This window comes from Paraburkholderia sp. RL17-373-BIF-A, assembly GCF_046030175.1.
Taxonomy (GTDB): domain Bacteria; phylum Pseudomonadota; class Gammaproteobacteria; order Burkholderiales; family Burkholderiaceae; genus Paraburkholderia.
Genome location: NZ_JARESO010000010.1, coordinates 106,061 through 123,548, shown reverse-complemented (window position 1 = coordinate 123,548; position 17,488 = coordinate 106,061). Strand labels below are relative to the sequence as shown.

General features: G+C 63.0%; 14 protein-coding genes. 1 reads left to right on the top strand and 13 read right to left on the bottom strand.

Features of this window, described 5'->3' with window-relative positions; genetic code table 11:
- Nucleotides 1–181: 181 nt before the first annotated feature.
- Together P0D80_RS14965 and P0D80_RS14960 are read right to left on the bottom strand one after the other, a co-directional pair.
- Nucleotides 182–430: a hypothetical protein gene (locus P0D80_RS14965; RefSeq protein WP_408284873.1), complete on the bottom strand. Its 249-nt coding sequence runs from the start codon at nucleotides 428–430 to the stop codon at nucleotides 182–184.
- A 286-nt stretch (nucleotides 431–716) separates the two neighbouring features.
- Nucleotides 717–3,374 (bottom strand): GNAT family N-acetyltransferase, encoded by a 2,658-nt coding sequence (locus tag P0D80_RS14960; protein ID WP_408284870.1) that lies wholly within the window; start codon nucleotides 3,372–3,374, stop codon nucleotides 717–719.
- A 369-nt stretch (nucleotides 3,375–3,743) separates the two neighbouring features.
- On the opposite strand from P0D80_RS14960, the gene P0D80_RS14955 reads away from it, so the two are divergent.
- Complete coding sequence (locus P0D80_RS14955; RefSeq protein WP_408284867.1) at nucleotides 3,744–4,613, top strand: LysR family transcriptional regulator; 870 nt, start codon at nucleotides 3,744–3,746, stop codon at nucleotides 4,611–4,613.
- Nucleotides 4,614–4,726: 113 nt separating this feature from the next.
- Here P0D80_RS14955 and P0D80_RS14950 read toward each other — a convergent pair whose 3' ends face one another.
- The 11 genes from P0D80_RS14950 to P0D80_RS14900 all read right to left on the bottom strand — a co-directional run bounded on the left by P0D80_RS14950 (nucleotide 4,727) and on the right by P0D80_RS14900 (nucleotide 17,202).
- Nucleotides 4,727–6,328, bottom strand: coding sequence for a peptide chain release factor 3 (locus P0D80_RS14950; protein WP_408284864.1), 1,602 nt, complete (start codon nucleotides 6,326–6,328; stop codon nucleotides 4,727–4,729).
- Nucleotides 6,329–6,599: 271 nt separating this feature from the next.
- A complete protein-coding gene (locus P0D80_RS14945; RefSeq protein WP_408284861.1) occupies nucleotides 6,600–7,292 on the bottom strand; it encodes a fimbrial protein in 693 nt (230 codons plus the stop codon).
- A gap of 298 nt (nucleotides 7,293–7,590) precedes the next feature.
- Nucleotides 7,591–8,973 carry an MFS transporter gene (locus P0D80_RS14940; protein WP_408284857.1) on the bottom strand — a complete coding sequence of 461 codons (1,383 nt, stop codon included), beginning with the start codon at nucleotides 8,971–8,973 and terminating at the stop codon, nucleotides 7,591–7,593.
- Nucleotides 8,974–9,094: 121 nt separating this feature from the next.
- Nucleotides 9,095–10,534, bottom strand: coding sequence for an NAD-dependent succinate-semialdehyde dehydrogenase (locus P0D80_RS14935; RefSeq protein WP_408284855.1), 1,440 nt, complete (start codon nucleotides 10,532–10,534; stop codon nucleotides 9,095–9,097).
- Nucleotides 10,531–11,568, bottom strand: a complete 1,038-nt coding sequence (locus tag P0D80_RS14930) for an aldo/keto reductase (protein WP_408284852.1) — start codon at nucleotides 11,566–11,568, stop codon at nucleotides 10,531–10,533. Before P0D80_RS14930 ends, P0D80_RS14935 begins: the two co-directional genes overlap by 4 nt.
- 82 nt (nucleotides 11,569–11,650) lie before the next feature.
- Nucleotides 11,651–12,175 carry a formaldehyde-activating enzyme gene (gene fae / locus P0D80_RS14925; RefSeq protein ID WP_132383506.1) on the bottom strand — a complete coding sequence of 175 codons (525 nt, stop codon included), beginning with the start codon at nucleotides 12,173–12,175 and terminating at the stop codon, nucleotides 11,651–11,653.
- A 604-nt stretch (nucleotides 12,176–12,779) separates the two neighbouring features.
- Entirely contained in the window at nucleotides 12,780–13,070 is a 291-nt protein-coding gene (locus P0D80_RS14920) for an H-NS histone family protein (protein WP_408284850.1), read from the bottom strand.
- A gap of 135 nt (nucleotides 13,071–13,205) precedes the next feature.
- The gene (locus P0D80_RS14915; protein WP_408177644.1) at nucleotides 13,206–14,405 is read right to left on the bottom strand and encodes a serine hydrolase domain-containing protein; all 1,200 of its coding nucleotides are present in this window, start codon (nucleotides 14,403–14,405) and stop codon (nucleotides 13,206–13,208) included.
- A 248-nt stretch (nucleotides 14,406–14,653) separates the two neighbouring features.
- The gene (locus P0D80_RS14910) at nucleotides 14,654–14,857 is read right to left on the bottom strand and encodes a hypothetical protein (protein WP_408219583.1); all 204 of its coding nucleotides are present in this window, start codon (nucleotides 14,855–14,857) and stop codon (nucleotides 14,654–14,656) included.
- 519 nt (nucleotides 14,858–15,376) lie between these two features.
- Nucleotides 15,377–15,637, bottom strand: coding sequence for a hypothetical protein (locus tag P0D80_RS14905; protein ID WP_132383498.1), 261 nt, complete (start codon nucleotides 15,635–15,637; stop codon nucleotides 15,377–15,379).
- Nucleotides 15,638–15,723: 86 nt separating this feature from the next.
- Nucleotides 15,724–17,202, bottom strand: a complete 1,479-nt coding sequence (locus tag P0D80_RS14900; protein WP_408284847.1) for a sigma-54 interaction domain-containing protein — start codon at nucleotides 17,200–17,202, stop codon at nucleotides 15,724–15,726.
- Between the last annotated feature and the right edge of the window lie 286 nt (nucleotides 17,203–17,488).

The window sequence follows — 17,488 nt, the reverse complement described above, 5'->3', positions numbered from 1 at the left end:
AAGGCGGCTGCGTGCCGCCTTTTTCTTTTGAGCGCGGGTGTGGTGGGTGGGCGTTGTCGCCGCGATTCGATCCCGCTAGAAGATCGTTGATACGGTAACCCACGTCTGTTGGCGAGCCGTTTGCGCCAAGGGATGCCCCGCGCGCATCGCGTAACTCAATTGCGCGGCCACACGCTTGCCGCTATAGCTTGCGTCGATGCCATACCCTTGCAACCGCACGAAGGCGCCCGGTATCGGACTGCGAAATGGTCGTCTTGTTGCCCTGCGTTTTGATGGCGCCGGCGCCCGCCGCCACGACACCGCCGTCGACGGCCCAAGCGGTATTCGCGCAACCCAACGCCGCCATCAACATTGCCAGCATGAGCGCCAGCCGGTAGTCTAGTTTCCCCGTGCCCTGGTGAGTCTCGCGGGTACGTTTCTTGTGATTCATTTGTTGACCTGTTAAGAGAGCTAAATAAAATCCCACCCGAGCAACAATTCGCTGGATACACCTATGCGGATACTCGGAGCCAGAAAGTAACCCGGCCGTAAGAGTCTATGTAAGCTCCCGTTTACAAGGCTTGAGAAACGTCTGAAGGTTGGATAGTTTTGTCGTTTTGCGGAGTGCGTGTGGCACCCACTACGGCCGACTCAAAAGGCCGCCGCAACATCGACACGCGCTGACGCGATCTCCCGAAATTTCCTCCGCGACCGTTCTTATCGCCGCCGTCGCTCGGTCAGTTAGCCGCTGGCTCATCGAGCGCCATTCTGAAGCCGACCACACCCGGATCCTCCGTCCGCGTAATCGTGAAACCGCAGGCTTTGGCGAGTCCGATCATCGGGGTATTTTCACGCAGCGCCTCGCCGACCAGCCAGTGGATGCCGCGCACCCGCGCATATTTGATGATCCGGTCCATCAGCAATTGGCCGAGGCGCCGGCCTTTCTGATCCGAGCGCACCGCCACCGCGAACTCAGCGGTTTCGTTGTCGGGATCGGCGACCGCGCGCACCACGCCCAGCGTCCGGGTGAAGCCTTCTTCGCTTTGCACGGTGGCGATCAGCGCCATTTCGCGGTCGTAGTCGATCTGCGTCATGCGCGCGAGCTGCGAGTGGTCGAAGCTGCCCACCGCGCCGAAAAACCGCAGACGCAAATCTTCCGGGGTCATCGCTTCGACGAAGTCATGGTGCGCGGCCTCGTCTTCCGGACGGATCGGCCGCACCGTCACCCGCGCACCCTGCCAGTCCAGCGTCTCTTCGAAGCGGCGCGGGTACGGCACGATCGCAAGGCGGCTGCGCGTCGGCGCGACGGTTAGCGTGGGATCGACGACTATCACGTGATCGCGGTACACCCTAAGCGTCAGCGCAAGACCGACGAGTTCCTTGACGTCGCATACGGCTTGCGAGAGCGCCGTCAGTGCGGCCAGCGCCGGCTCCGGCGCAACCAACCGCGCGTACGGCGAACGCGTGACGATGTCGCGCGCGAGCATCGGATTGAGCGGCGGCAGGCCGTAGACGCGCAGCGGTTCGGACACACCGTCAGCCGATGGCGCCGTGAAGCTGAAGACAGGGCCGAAGTTGTCGTCATCGTGGAGTTCGACAGCGATATCGACGACGGGCCTGGTAGACGAGTCGGCGCTTCCTTCCGGGCAGTCCGGCGACTTCGGTGCAGCCGACGACGCTGCCGTTGTGGCTTTCACCGCGCGCTGCGCGCTCGCTTGCCGTTGACTTCGCCCTTGCGCCGAACCAGCGGTAGCGCTCGGCGCCTCCTCCTGGCCCTGCCCCTGTCCTTGCGCGAAACCAGCCGTAGCGCCCAACGCTGGTTCCTGCCGCTGTCCTTGCGCGGAATCTGTCGCGGCACCCTGCGCCGATCCCCGTGCGACGTCTTGCGCAGCGTCCCCCGCCCCGCCCTCGCTCGCACTTCCGCCTCCCGCTTCCACCCGCAACCCGAAACGCCCCAGAAACCGCGCCGCCGCCTCGCCGGTTAGTTGGTGCTCACCTGCGCCGAGCACCGCGCGCGCCTGAGCTTGCGCCGCGTCGATGCATTCGGGAATTTGCGCCGGCAAGCCCTCCGGCGTCTGCATCAGCAGTTCGCGCCCCATCCGGTAATCGACCAGCCGCGCGAAGGCGCGCGCGAGGCGCTGCGGCGTCGTATGAACCGGGATGCCCTGTGCGTGCAGCGCGTCGCGCGTGGCGGCATCCACGCCGCCGAAGAAGCACGCGAGCAAGCCGCGATAAGCGAAACGCTGATTCGCGATCAAGGCCTGCGCCACTTCGCCGACTGGCGCGCCATGCGTCGACGCGTGAACCACGAAGGCCGTGCCGGTGCTGCGATGATCCGCGAGCAGTTTGAGCGCCGCGCCGAAATGCTCTGGACGCGCATCGTCGCCAAGTTGCAGCGGATTGCCGCCGACCGCGTACGGCAAAGTCTGCTTCAAGGCATCCGATGCTTCATCGGGCCACGGCGCGAGCGTGTCGCCGGCCGCGGCAAAGGCGTCGCAGGCGAGCGTGGCCAAGCCGCTGTCGCTCGTAATCAGCGTGGCCGTCGCGCCCGCCGCCACGCGGCCCACGCCGAGCGTCTCGATCTCGTCGAGCAGATCGTCGAGCGCATCGACCCGCACCATGCCGGCGCGGCGGAACGCTGCGGTATAGAGGCCGTCCGCAGGATCGGCGCGGCCGGAGCGTAGCGCCAGCACCGGTTTGTTGCGCGCCGCCGCGCGGGCCGCCGACATGAACTTGCGCGCCGCTCGCACGGTATCCAGTTCGAGCAGGATGGCGCGCGTGCCGGGGTCGCTAGCCAGATAATCGAGCACGTCGCCCGCGTCCACGTCCGCTTCGCCGCCGAGCGCCACGGCGTGCGAGAAACCGAGGCCGCGCGCATGCGCCCAGCCGAGCACGGCATTGGTCAGCGCGTTCGACTGCGACACCCACGCGACGCCGCCCGCCTTCACCGTGCACGACGGCGCGCCCAGATGCGCGCGCAATGCCGGCGACACCACGCCGAGACTGCCAGGCCCGACGATCCGCAGCAGATTCGGGCGCGCGGCCGAGAGCGCGTGCCGCAGCGCGAGCCGGTCTTCATCGCAGCGCACCTCGCCGACGATAATCGCCGCGCGCGTGCCCAATCCGCCGAGCTTGTGGATGATCCCCGGCCACGTCGCCGGCGGCGTGCAGATCAGCGCGACCGTGGGCGCTTCCGGCAGGTCGCCGGGGTCGCCGATCACGGCATGGTCGCCGAGCGTTTCGTATTTCGGATTGACCGGCCACAGCGGGCCTTCGAAGCCCCCTTCCAGCACGCGCGCCCACACCATCGCGCCAGTGCTGCCGGGCCGCTCGGAAGCGCCGATCACGGCGACGGATTTGGGTCGAAACAAGGCGTCGAGATTGCGAACGGTCACGGGCGCTCCGAAGACGGGGGAAGGCGAGCCGGCTCGGCGGCCGGGCGCGCGTCTCGTCAGCATAGGCGAAGTTGAGCGCTCGCGCGGCGCTTCTCCTCGAACGCCGGGCAGGCATCCCGGTCGCGGTCGACGGCTCAGGGCCCGCCACGGATATTTCTTATCGAGATCAAGCAAAACGACGGGCGCCAATGCGACAATCTTCCGGCCGCCACGATGGCCGTTTCCGGTTGAAAAATCGCCGGCCGATGGCGGTTCGGATCGCGCGTGCAGGAGACAAACGCGCGGCTGGCGACGCACCACAACCAGAGTCCGCAGTCCGACCATCTTCCGGCCGAATCGCGCACGATTAAAAGTAACAGAAGGTGATTTATGCGGCGCTTGCCATCGCTGATCGCGTTGCGCTTCTTCGAAGAAACTGCTCGTCACATGAGCTTCAATCGCGCGGCCATTGCGCTGTGCGTGACCCAAGGCGCGGTGAGCCGGCAAATCAAGCTGCTCGAAGAATCGCTCGGCGCGAAACTGTTCGAGCGCGACCACAAAGGCATCCGTCTGACGCAGGCGGGCCTGCAATTGCTGCCATGCCTGTCCGAAGCCTTCGACACGATCGAGCGTGGCTATCGCCAAATCACGGCCGCCAAGGGGCGGCGGCGTCTCGTGCTCGCTCTGCCGCCCACTTTCGCCACGCAATGGTTTTCGCCGCGGCTGGGTTCGCTCGCGGTGGAATTGCCCGACGTCGAACTATCCGTTCGCACCGAGGCGCACGGCGACTTTCACTGCCAGATTCGCTTCGGCCGCCAGGCGCTGCCGGATGCGCACTCCGAATTGCTGATGATGGAGCGCCACGTACTCGTGGGCGCGCCCCGCCTGCTCGGTCAACCGCTCGACGCGCTACTCCAACGCATGCCGGCGCTGCACGTGCTGCACAACGACGCCCGGCTGGAATTGTGGCCTAACTGGCTGGCCAAGGCGGGCATGCCCGCGCGTTACGCGGACAACGGCATCGAGTTCTCGACGCTGGAGCAGGCGATTCGCGCGGCAAGTAAAGGCGCGGGGCTGGCGGTCGTCGACCGGAATATGATCGTCGAGGAACTGGCGGACGGCAGTCTCGCGCAGTTTTCCGATGTCGAAGTGAGCGGGCCGTTCGGGTACTGGCTCGATATTCCCCAGCGGCATGTGGGGCTCGAACATGTGCAGGCTCTGGCGGGGTGGATGCGGGAAGAAGTGTTGAAGCTGGGGTGAGCGTTGATGATTTTGTCGGCAGCCGTACGGGCGTCAATACAAAAGGCCTCGTTTTCGACGAGGCCTTCTGATTTGCGTTGCCTTGCTTTGCGCTCGGGACCAGCGCAGCGGATTTACATCGCCTTCTTGAACGGCGCGCCCGAGTGCTCGCGCAATTCGTTGAACACGATCTTCGGCCACGCCTTCTGCGCGACTTCGATTTCCGACACGTGCGAGGCCAGATACGTCGGTGCGTCGGACGCGTCGAGCGCGATCCGTGCCGCGTACGAATCGGTGAAGCGACGCAGCTCGGCTGCATCGTCGCAGGTTACCCAGCGCGACATGCGATAACGCGCCGGCGCCATGCGGACGTCGACCTTATATTCCGTCGACAAACGGTGCGACACCACTTCGAACTGCAGTTGGCCGACCGCGCCGAGAATCATCGGGCCGCCCACTTCCGGACGGAACACCTGAATCGCGCCTTCTTCGCCGAGTTGCTTGAGCGCCTCGCCGAGCTGCTTGGCGCGCATCGGATCGACCACTTCCACGGTCTGGAAAATTTCCGGCGCGAAGAACGGCAGGCCGACGAATTGCAACTGCTCGCCTTCGGTCAGCGTATCGCCGAGACTCAGCGTGCCATGATTCGGAATACCGATGATGTCGCCCGGATACGCTTCGCTCACCGTCTCACGACGCTGCGACAGGAACGTCACCACGTTGTTAGCGCGGAAGGTTTTGTTCGAACGCGTCACCTTGACGGCCATGCCGCGCTCGAAACGTCCTGAGCACACGCGGATGAACGCCACGCGGTCGCGGTGCGCCAGGTCCATGTTCGCCTGCACCTTGAACACGACGCCGGTGAATTTCGGCTCGTCCGGCATAACCGGACGCTGCACCGTCATACGCATGGACGGCGGCGGCGCCAGATCGACCAGCGCGTCGAGAATTTCCTTCACGCCGAAGTTGTTGATCGCCGAGCCGAACAGCACCGGCGACTGCTGGCCGGCCAGGAACTGCTCACGATCGAAATCGGGCGTCGCGCCGGTGATCAGATCGATCTCTTCTTTCGCCTTGACCCAGCTATGGCCGAAGCGGCGTTCGCCTTCCTCGTCGCTCAGCGCCTGCAGCGTTTCGACTTCGCCGCCCGCTTTGTCCTGCCCGGCGCGGAACAGGCGCACCTGGTCGCGCTGGATGTCGTAGACGCCCTGAAACTCCTTGCCCATGCCGATCGGCCACGTGAACGGCACGGCGGCCACGCCCAGATGCTGTTCGATTTCGTCGAGCAGTTCGAGCGGCTCGCGCACTTCGCGGTCGAGCTTGTTGATGAAGGTGACGATCGGCGTCTTGCGGCTGCGGCAGACTTCGAGCAGCTTGAGCGTTTGCGCTTCGACGCCGTTCGCGCCGTCGATCACCATGACGGCGGCGTCGACCGCGGTCAGCACGCGGTACGTGTCTTCAGAGAAGTCTTCGTGGCCCGGCGTGTCGAGCAGATTGATGACGGCGTCGCCGTACTCGAACTGCATCACCGAGCTCGCCACCGAAATGCCCCGCTGCTTTTCGATCTCCATCCAGTCGGACGTCGCGTAGCGGTTGCTCTTGCGGCCCTTCACGGTGCCGGCGATCTGGATCGCGCCCGAGAACAGCAGCAGCTTTTCGGTGAGCGTGGTCTTACCCGCGTCCGGGTGGGAAATGACCGCGAACGTGCGGCGGCGTTTGAGTTCGGAGACTGACATCGGGTCTGGCGACAAATAGGGTTCGGGCACTGCCGGCCACGGCGGGCGGCGGTTTGCGTTTCCGCTCCACCTGGCAAAGCACGCCGGGCGGGGAAACGGACGGGTAGACGCGGCTCGCGCGGCGGATCCGGGCCACGCGGCGGCAGATGCCGCGCGTTAGCGGTAAATAGTGCGGGGATGCCGGGTTGGAACAGCGCCGGGACGAATGATACACGTCTGCGCGGGGACAGATGGAATCCCGCAGTGAAAACGGCTTAGGCGCGCGGCCTGGCTATTGATAACTCATCGTAAAGATAGCTGTCGCCCGAGCCGCTCCGGCAACCACGGGCGCAACACCCAGCCGGTAGTACTGCAAGAAAAACTGAAACGACATATTGCCTGTCGTGCTCGACGTAAGCGGAAGTGCCACATCCAGTGTAATCGGCGACTGCGACGCATCCAGCAATTGAACACCGATGCCCGTTGCCGAACCTGCGTTCGCCAGGACTGAGGCGACGCCAGAATTGCCCGACGTCGAACTGAAGGTCACCGAGACCTTCACGCCGGACTGGCAGTTGAGGCCCAGAGAAAACGGTGTCTTTGCGGCGACTGAGCCGGCAGTCGGAAACATCGCCGGGTTGATCGTCGCGAGAGGAATTGTCTGGTTCGCGCTCGCGGCAGTCACCGAGCAGGTGACACCTCGCACGGGTGTGTTTGAGACGGTCATAGTGTCAGCGCCGTTGTTGAGCGTATACCCGGTGTTCAGGACGCCGGTGTTGTAGCTCGCGCCCGTAATTGATCCGCCAGTGACAGGACCCGTTTTGACGAGTTCAAACGTTCCTGAAACATTAAAGCTGCCGTCGCTGCCGGTAGTTCCGAGTTGGGAATCGGTAGAGCATGCGCCCGTTCCGACCATCGGTTTGCCGTTAGCATCGCGCATCCTCATGCCAACCCCCGCGACGTTCGTTGGATAAACACCCGTCATGCCGGACACCGCTGTCCCGCTCCCTGGGCAAGCAACTATCGGTTTGTTGAAAAGCGTACTCAGGGAACACTTTCCAATGATGGTGAATCTCTGAACCGTACCGGGAATCGCATCGCCAACGGCAGTTGAATCCGAGACGATAGATTAAGAAAAATCCCAGATTTCAGTGGGTAGTCCGTCGAGTTGAATGAAAAGCAGGTTTTTCCGTTGGCTCGCCTTGACTTTCAGGCGGTCCAAAACAAAAAGAACCCGCCGCATCGTTGCCGATGCGGCGGGTTCTTTACAGCGTTAGCGCGCGTTAAGCGCCGCTAGCTTCGTTCAACGTCAGATGCTTCGTTTCCGGCGCCCACGCAATCGACACCACCATGCCGATCAACAGCACCGCCGCGAGGGCCATCATCGTGATATGGAAGCCCAGATGCACGATGCCGAGCGGCAGCAGAAACGTTCCGATCGCCGAGCCGAGACGACTGCACGCAATCGCCAACCCGACGCCGCACGCGCGCACCTCGGTGGGAAAACACTCGGGCGGAAACACGCCGACGAGATTCGAGAACGCCGACATGGTGAGCGTGAAAATCCCAAACGCGACGATCATGCCGAGCGTCGCCGACTCCGGCAGCAAACTCAACGCGATCAGCGAAACGCACGTCACCGCAAACGAGCCGATCAGGAACACGCGCCGCGGAAGTTTGATCGTCAGCCAGATGCCGATCAACGCGCCGAGCACGAGAAACCCGTTCAACAGAAAATCCGCGCTCGAATCGTTGTTCAAATGAATCGCCTTCAGAATGGTCGGCAAAAACGTATAAACGGCGAAGTAAGGAATGACGAGACACACGAAGAAAGCACAATTGAAAATCGTGCGGCGGATCAGATCCGCCTTGAACAGACGCATGAAACCGCCCGCCGATTGCGCGTGCTCATCGTGACCGCCATCCAGAATGACGTTCGCGCCGAAGTGCTTCAGCACGATCGACTTCGCTTCCGCCGTGCGGCCTTTGCCATGCAGCCAGCGCGGCGACTCCGGCGTGCCCATGCGCAACACGAGAACGATCAACGCCGGCACACCCGCCGATGCCAGCAACCAGCGCCATGCATCCGGCGAGGCATCGGCGTAGTGCATGCCGAGCACATTCGCCACCACGTAGCCGATCGTCCACACCACGCTGAACGAGCCAAGCAAGGTCCCGCGATGTTTGCGTGGCGAGAATTCCGCGAGAATCGCATGGCCCACCGCAAAATCGCCTCCCATGCCGAAGCCGATCAACACACGCAGCAAACACAGTTCGAGCGGCGAGCGCACATAGAACTGCGCGAATGCGGCCGCTGTGATGATCAGAAAGCTCAGCAAGAAAATCTTCTGGCGTCCCATGCGGTCCGACAGCCAGCCGAACACCAGACTACCGATAAAAATGCCCATCAACGCGGAACTGCCGATCATGCCCATCCAGAACGCGTCGAGCGGCATCTGGCGATTCAGCGACGCGAGCGCATAGCCGATCGTGCCGAGCGCGAAACCTTCAGTGAAGTGCGCGCCGAACGTCAGCCCGGCGATCTTGACGTGAAAGGCGTTCAGCGGAACGTCGTCGAGAGGAATGGGGCCGTGCGCGGATGCCGCTGCCGCCGGCAAAGTGGGGGCGAGGCCGAGAGTGGCCGCCTGCATATCCTGATTGCTCACGCTGTCTCCTTCGTTAGTATGGATCGCCGGGCGTGGCCGGCGTGTCGCCGCGCGCCCGATTGCGTCGTCCGCCGGTGAGTCATGCGTGTGCATGACGTACGGCGGACGCGCGGTGTGAAGATCAGCGTCCGAGGCCGCCCATCATCATGTACTTCAGTTCGGTGTATTCATCGAGCCCGTACTTCGAGCCTTCGCGACCGAGACCCGATTGCTTGACGCCGCCGAACGGCGCGACTTCGGTGGACAGAATCCCTTCGTTGATGCCGACCATGCCGCTTTCCAGCGCTTCGCCGACGCGCCATGCGCGAGCCAGGTCGCGTGTGTAGAAATATGCGGACAAGCCGAATGGTGTGTCGTTAGCCGCGGCGATGGCTTCCGCTTCGGTCTTGAAACGGAAACACGCGGCTACCGGTCCGAAGGTTTCTTCCTCGGCGATCAGCATTGAATTGTTGGCGTCGACCAGAACGGTCGGCTCGTAGAAGGTGCCGCCGAGCATGTGCGGCTTGCCGCCGGTCAAGATCTTCGCGCCCTTCTCCAATGCATCGGCCACGTGCGTTTCGACCTTCCTCAGCGCGGCCTGATTGATCAACGGACCTTGTTCGACTTCGCCTTGCAGCGCGTTGCCGACGCGCATCTTGCGCACCGCTTGCGTCAACGCGGACGTGAACGCGTCGTAGATGCCGTCCTGTACGTAGAAGCGGTTGACGCACACACACGTCTGCCCGGTATTGCGGAATTTCGAAGCCATTGCGCCTTGCACGGCGGCGTCGAGATCCGCGTCGTCGAATACGATGAAGGGCGCGTTGCCGCCGAGTTCGAGCGACAACTTCTTCAGCGTGTCCGCCGACTGCTTTGCCAGCAGTTTGCCGACGCGCGTCGAGCCGGTGAACGACAGCTTGCGCACCACGTCGGATTCCGTGAGCGCGCCGCCGATCGCCACGGCATCGCCGGACACGATGTTGAATACGCCGGGCGGAATGCCTGCCTCGCCGGCCAGTACCGCCAAAGCAAACGCGGACAACGGCGTTTCTTCCGATGGCTTGAGCACCATCGTGCAGCCGGCCGCGAGCGCGGGGCCGGCCTTGCGCGTGATCATGGCGAGCGGGAAATTCCACGGCGTGATTGCCGCAACCACGCCGACCGGTTCGCGCGTCACAATGATCTTCGCATTCGGATTGGGACTCGGGATCACGTCGCCGTACGCGCGCTTCGCTTCTTCCGCGAACCATTCGAAGAAACTGGCCGCATAGCCGACTTCGCCGCGCGCTTCTGCAAGTGGCTTGCCTTGCTCGAGCGTCAGCAGTTCGGCAAGCGCGTCGCGATTCTCGAGCATCAACTCGCCCCAACGTTTGACGCGGGCGCTACGTTCCTTTGCAGTCAGCGAACGCCATGCGGGAAACGCACGCTCGGCAGCCGCGATGGCCTGCGCGGTTTCCGCCGCGCCGCCTTTGGCCACTTGGGCGACCACCTCGCCGGTCGCGGGATTCAACACGGCATATGTGTCGGCGCCTTCGTACCACTCGCCGCCAATGTAATGCCCCGTGCGAAGAAATTCGTTCATGCGGCCTTCTCCAGGGTTTCGACGAACACGCCTTGTGCAAAGCGCGCTTCGCGCGCAATGCGTTTGCCTGCGGTGTAGTCGTTGATCAGATCGCACGGCGTGTAGTTGCGTTCAAGCTCGAACAGTTCGTCCGCCGAAAGCGTCGTGCCGAGCGCGGCGAGCGCGCTGTCGAACTGCGCCGGCGTATCCGCACCGACCAGCATGCTTGCGACGCCGCCCTGGTTCAGCACCCACGCCTGCGCGATCTGTGCGGCGGAAACGCCACGCCGCGAGGCCACGCGCGCCACCGACGCTGCAATCTCGCGCGAAGCCGCATCGCCGTACATTTGCGCGGTGAAGAAGTCGGTCTGATTGCGCGTCGAATTCGGATCGCACGTGAGCAGCCCGCGCGCCAGCGGACTGAAGACGGACACGCCGACGCCCTGATCCTGGCAATACGGAATCATCTCGCGCTCTTCCTCGCGGTACGCCAGGTTCAACTGCAATTGCATATTGATCGGCTTGTGCCAGCCGTTGCGCTCGCAGACCTGCATGATCTTGGCGAACTGCCATGTGTACATGGTCGAGACGCCGATATAGCGAGCCTTGCCGGCGCGCACGATATCGTTGAGCGCGCCCATGGTTTCTTCGACCGGCGTATTCACGTCGAAAAAATGCAGCATGTAGATGTCGACGTAATCCATGCCGAGGCGCTTGAGCGAACCGTCGATGCCGTCCATGATGTGCTTGCGCGAATGGCCGCCGGCGTTCTGATACGCGCCCATGTCATAACCGACCTTGGTGGCCACGACCATTTCCTCGCGTCGCGCGAGACGCTTCAGAATTCGGCCGACCACTTCTTCGCCCACGCCGGTCGAATAGAAATCGGCGAGGTCGATGAAGTTGACGCCTGCTTCGAGCGCATGACGAACAATCGGCTCGCTTTGCGCTTCGTCGAAAATCCACGGCTTCCATTGCGGCGTGCCCATGTTCATCGTGCCGAGGCACAGACGCGAAACCTTCAGACCGGATTGGCCGAGGCGAATGTATTCCATAGTGCGTGTCTCCTTCCTGATCGCATCCGGCAGCGCGGACGGTTAGTTGCGCATGAGCACTCACCGGCCGCGCTGCGTGCCATTAACGTTGCTTCGGTGTGTAGAACGGGTTCGATACGTCGCGCGCGGCGGCGAAGACTTCATCGCGATGCGGCAGGCCCTTCATCGCCGCGAGGATTGCGTTCTTGCATGCGCGGTAGTTGTTCTCGAAGACGGCGTCGAGATTGTCGGTCGACGGGTTGACCCAGTTCGCCGACACCACCACCCAGTCGTTTTCCGCTTCGGGCGGCAGCGTGCCGTTCTCCAGCGACTCGGCCACCGCCTTCGCGATGCCGGCTTGCGAGGCGCCCCACGTCGCGTTGCCGTGGAAGTCGCTGCCGATCTGCGCCTTGTTCACATACAGCGTGAGCGGCTTGGTCGGCACGCCCGGGCGCGCAATCACGACGAACGGCGCGTGGCCCGCCGAAGGCGTCGCCAATGCGGTAGCAAAGGCCTGCCCGGCGGGACCGTTGCGCGGCCCGACCAGCACGTTGATGTGCGCGAGATTGACGCCGGGGCCTTCGAATCCTTCGCCGATAAAGAGTTGTTTGTCCGTCGATGCGCTCATGGTCTTTCCGTCGAGGTTGAGTGGATGACCGATTGTGACGTTCGGCATCCGCGACCATGTATCGATGAGTTTTGATGCGGGGTATGAGAGGAACTCAACTCCGGGTTAGTCCCGAGCGCAGTAGCCTGCGCGTATCGGGAAGCGCAAAGGTGAGGGTTTTCGGGACCACAGCATGTGCGTCCTCGAATCGCAGCAAACGGTGAGCGTGCCGACCGTTAGTCGCGCACCTGCGCAGCGGAAGTCTGCACAGCGTCGAATGCGTTAGACGCAACTGAGAGAGACTTAAGGGTCGGCTGCAGCGATTCTTCGCAGAGCCTGGGAACGCCCGCCAGCAAAGGCCGGCGTGGGTTTCGGAGAAAGTGGGTCAGTCACGGCGGCCTGCGGCGGCAAGCTTGCCGCAAGGTGCGTGATTCGATAAAACCAGGCTCACCGAAGCAACCAGGCTTTGAGTTGGCCACGTGGCCGAGCTCACGACTCACGCGACAGGTTCACGCGAAAGGTGAGCGTTTTCGGGACCTGCTCAGCGGTGCGAGAAAAATCGCCCGCGACATCACTTTAGACAATCCGGTGCATGACTCACGCGCACGTCATGCGCCGAAGCACTTCAACCTTCGATCAGAAAGCGCTCGCGATTCTTGCCTACGAGCCAGGCGGGCGAACGGCCGCGGCCGCTCCAGGTCTCGCCGGTTTTCGGGTTGCGATACTTGGCGACCGAAGGCGTTTTGCGGGCTGCGGTGCCCTTGTTCGTGAAACCCAGTTCTTCAGCAGTCAGGTCGTACTCGGCCACCTTCTGCTTGATCTCGGCGATCGCCTGGGCAACTTCCTTCTCGCGCGCCGCCGCGACTTCCTTGTGGAGTTTTTCGAGCTGGGCAGTCAACTGCTTGTACGAGGCCATGACGGGTACTCCGATCATTTTGACGAGAACTGAAGTGCGGACACTATCAGACGAATAAATTGCCGGATAGAGAAGCCCGACACCGCGAGCGGATAACACGCTTAAAAGACGCTGGCCAGGACACGGCCGGTTCGCTCAATCGTCAATTGCATCGTACACGCGGCGTTCGAAGTCCACTGTCATTGAAAACGGTTCGACGGAGCGCCTTTGAATCAGCATCAGACCGATCAGGTCTTCCACCGGATCGGCGAACCAGCTGGTGCCATACGCACCCGGCCAGCCGAACGAGCCCATCGAGCGATAGCCGAGCGGCAACTGCTGCGCCGGATCGTCGACGATGGACACGCCGAGGCCGAACCCCTGGCCTGCCCACAGCGCATGACCGAAGGCCGACACGCGACGTTGGTCGCGCGTCAGAAAATTCGAGCGCATCAGATCGACCGAGCGGTGCGACAGCAAACGCGTCGTGCCGACCCGTCCGCGGCCAAGCAGCAGTTGCGCGAATTGCAGATAGTCCTGCGCCGTCGAAACCAGCCCGCCGCCGCCGCTCTGAAAGCGATCCGGGTTCGCCCACCGACTCGACGACGGATGGTCCTCCACGATACGCCGCCGCGTGCCCTGTTCGACGCCATAAGCCGTGGCCAGCCGGGCGAGTTGCGCGTCAGGCACCCAGAAAGCGGTATCGCGCATGCCGAGCGGCTCGAAAATCCGCGTCCGGAAAAACTCGCCGAGCGACATTCCGCTCACACGTTCGATCAGCACGCCGAGGACATCGGTCGCGATGCCGTAGTGCCAGCGTGAGCCGGGCTGGAACATCAGCGGCAAACCCGCAATGCGGGCAAGCCAGGCGTTGCCGTCCATGCGCGCTTCGAAACCGTTGAAGGCGTCGGCGTAAGCTTCGGCCAGCGGTCCGGTTGCAGTGAAGTGATAGGCGAAGCCGGCGCGGTGCGTCAGCAGATCCAGCACGGTGAGCGACGCTCTGGCGGGATCGGTTTCGTCGAGCGGGCCGGCGGGGTCGCGCAGCACGCGCGGCGCGGACAGTTCGGGCAACCAGAGTGAGATCGGCGTGTCGAGGGCGAGCCGATCTTCTTCGATCAGCATCAGGATCGCCGCGCTGGTCACCGGCTTGGTCATGGAGGCAATGCGGAACAGCGTGTCGCGCTCCATCGGCAACTGCGCCGCTTCGTCACGCCAGCCGAGCGGCTCGAAATAACCGATCTCGCCGCGCCGCCAGACCATCGACACCACGCCCGCCACTTCGCCGCGTTCCACATAGCCTTGCATGGCATTGGTCAGCGCCGTCAGCCGAGACGCGGAAAGTCCTGCTGGTTGCATGTTTGTCCTGAATCAGTGGATGGAGGTGGCGACCTGCGCGCCCTTGCCTGACGCGCGCCTTCCGTCCGCGGTCGGCGCACATCCGCCGCCTGGACGCCGTTAGCGCGTACGCATCAAAAGACGCGGCTTGCCCCGTGTCGAGACAACGCGCTACGCCGCGTAGGGTGCGTGGCCGTTACGTTCCCTTATTTTTGCAGAAAACGTTAGCCGATCGAAGGGTACGTCACAGCCGTCCACTGCGCAGGCGTTCAGGCTTTCTGCCGTCGCTCCAGCGCCGAGAGCGCGGCGTTGAGCCGTTTGACGCGGGTCGCCTGCGACGGCACCAGTGCCGCGCCGGAAACGGAATCGATACGGTTTCGCCAATAAGACAGCGGGATGCGGTCTTCAGCGGAGATATGCGAGATTACGTGTTCAAGATGTTCAATATCTTTTTCGAGTTGGTGATGATTCATTGCTTTCCCCGGATTACTCGTTGAACTATTTTCAATGCGTAAATCGAAGCATAAAGCGTGCCGCAAAAAACTCCCGGTTTTCGGCTGAACGGAAAATCCTTCCCGGCACTTCCCGCATTGGCGATCAAACCGGCAAAACCTGCTTGCCACTTGAATCCTGAGCCACTGGCAAGAGAGTACTGCGGCTAAACTTCGCGTTCCGTTGGGTGCCGCACCGACTTGGCTAAACGGTGAAAATTGCGGCGTTTTTAATTGCGCCCGCCGACAAGAAAAATAATGTGAAGCGTGGCATTAATTACCCATTGCGCATCATAGATGCGGAGAGAACCCGCATTAGATACAGGTCTTTATGACGGCCATACGCTTATCGTGACGACCATGAAGCCTCGCGTGAGCCAGTTTGCCGCGCGCGGCTGAAATCGGTGCGGCGAGCGAGTCGCCCGCATTCGTTGTCGAACCGCGGGCTGAAGGAAAAATGCTTGAGGCGTTGGTCGCGCCGGTCTTCGCGCCGGCGAGCCGTTATTTCGCCCGGCAGGCGTAAATCAGGTTGAGCGTGCCATTTTCAGTGGACTGGCGCACGACATCGAATGCGCCGCCGCAACCCGCGCTGGCCTGCTGCGAGCAGGAGTCGGAACCGGCGGGGCACTGCACCAGCGTGGTCGCGCGGCCGTCCGGCAGAAACAGCGGCGCGCTGCTGCTGCAACCGCTCAACGCGACCATCACGCCGGCCGCCAGCGTGGCGCAGGCCCGGCGCGCGAAGAAGGAGAGACTGCGTTTCATTGAAACCCCGATCACGTCTTGTTTTTCGATCACGCGATTGTGCCACGCGTCAATTACGCTGCGTCAATCGCCATCGACGAACGTTGTCACACGTCGATGCCGTATGCCGCAATCTTCTTATAGAGCGTCGCGCGGCCCATGCCGATCTGGTTCGCCGTCTCGATCACACGGCCGCCGTTGGCGCGCAAAGCGTCGCTCAGGAAACGCTTCTCAAAGGCCGCCATCGCCTCGCTCCACGAGGCCGGTTCAGGCGCGCCAGCCTGCGCGCCCGCAGCGGGCAGCGGCGAAAGCGCCTCGGGCAAGGACGCAGTCGGACGATGTCCACCGCCGTGCGCCGAGCCGATAAACGGCGCGAGCGCCCGCGCATCGATCCGCTCGCTGTCGGACAGCATCACCGCGCGCTCCAGCGTGTTGCGCAATTCGCGCACATTGCCAGGCCAGCTATACGAACACAGCAGCCGCAGCGCGTCATCCTGCAATTCGAAGTGACTGGCGCCACGCGCCTGCGTCGACAGATCCTCGAGCATGGCGTAAGCCAGCGCCTCGATATCGGAGGCTCGCTCGCGCAATGGCGGCGCATGGATCGTCAGCACGTTCAGCCGATAGAACAAGTCCGCGCGAAAGCGCCCCGCCGCGACCAGCGCGGGCAAATCGGCTGACGTCGCCGCGATGATCCGGACGTCGGCGCGCACGATGCGGTTCGAGCCCAACGGTTCGAACTCCTTGTCCTGCAACACGCGCAGCAGCTTGCCCTGCAAAGGCAGCGGCATATCGCCGATTTCGTCGAGAAACAGCGTGCCGCCGTTCGCGAGCTCGAACTTGCCGACGCGCCCCTTGCGGTCCGCACCGGTGTAGGCGCCGGGCGCGGCGCCGAAGAATTCGACTTCGAGCAAGGTGTCGGGAATCGCCGCGACGTTGACCGTCACGAGCGGCTGATTCGCGCGCGCCGACCCGCCGTGGATGGCATGTGCAAGCAACTCCTTGCCGGTGCCGGTTTCGCCGAGCAGCAGCACCGGCGACTCGAGTTGCGCCGCGCGGCGCGCCTGGCGCTTCACTTCGAGGCTGGCCGCGCTCGTGCCGACGAAACTGCCGAACGTATATTTGGCCCGCCGCGCCTGCGCGAGCGACTGGCGCGTCGCGATCAACTCTTCCTGCACGCGCGAGTAGTGGGAAAAGAGCGGCGTCAGCGCCTTCAGTTCGTCGAAGAGCGCGAAGCCCACGGCGCCCACCGTGACGCCCGCATCGTCTTTGAGCGGCAAACGCGTCACAACGAGCGGTTCGCGGTCCGTTTCCAGAATGTCGAGCAGAATCGGTTTGCCGGTGACGACGACCTCGCGCATCAAGCTGTTCGGGATCACCGCTTCGCAATCGCGGCCGATGGCCTGCTCCGGATCCGAAAAACCGAAGCGCGCCGCATAGCGCTTGTTGATCCAGACCACGCGCGCGTCGGCATCCACGATGAATGTGCCTTCGCTGAAATTTTCGAATGTGCGGAAGAGCGAATCCATCGCCCGGCGCAGTACGTCGCCGTAGGTGGCGGGAAGGCCCGCCCAGTCGTTCATCATGCTGTCGCTGTCTCCGGCTATCGTTTTATTATGCTTATCTCATTTCGTAGACAAGCTTATCTCATTGAAGAGATCGCCAGCAAGCTTGTTACATAAGGGTTTAACCTTGCTTTGGTCTAACTTCAGCCAATTTGCGTCCCGTTTTGGAGACGTTTGGGTACAATCGGCCCGATCACGTTTTGACCTTCGGTCCGCGAAATCAAGCGGCTGGCCGTTGCCGTATGCGTGGCACGGAACCTGCGTTTGCCCGGCGCCGTGCCGTCGCACCCTCGGAACGGCGACCATG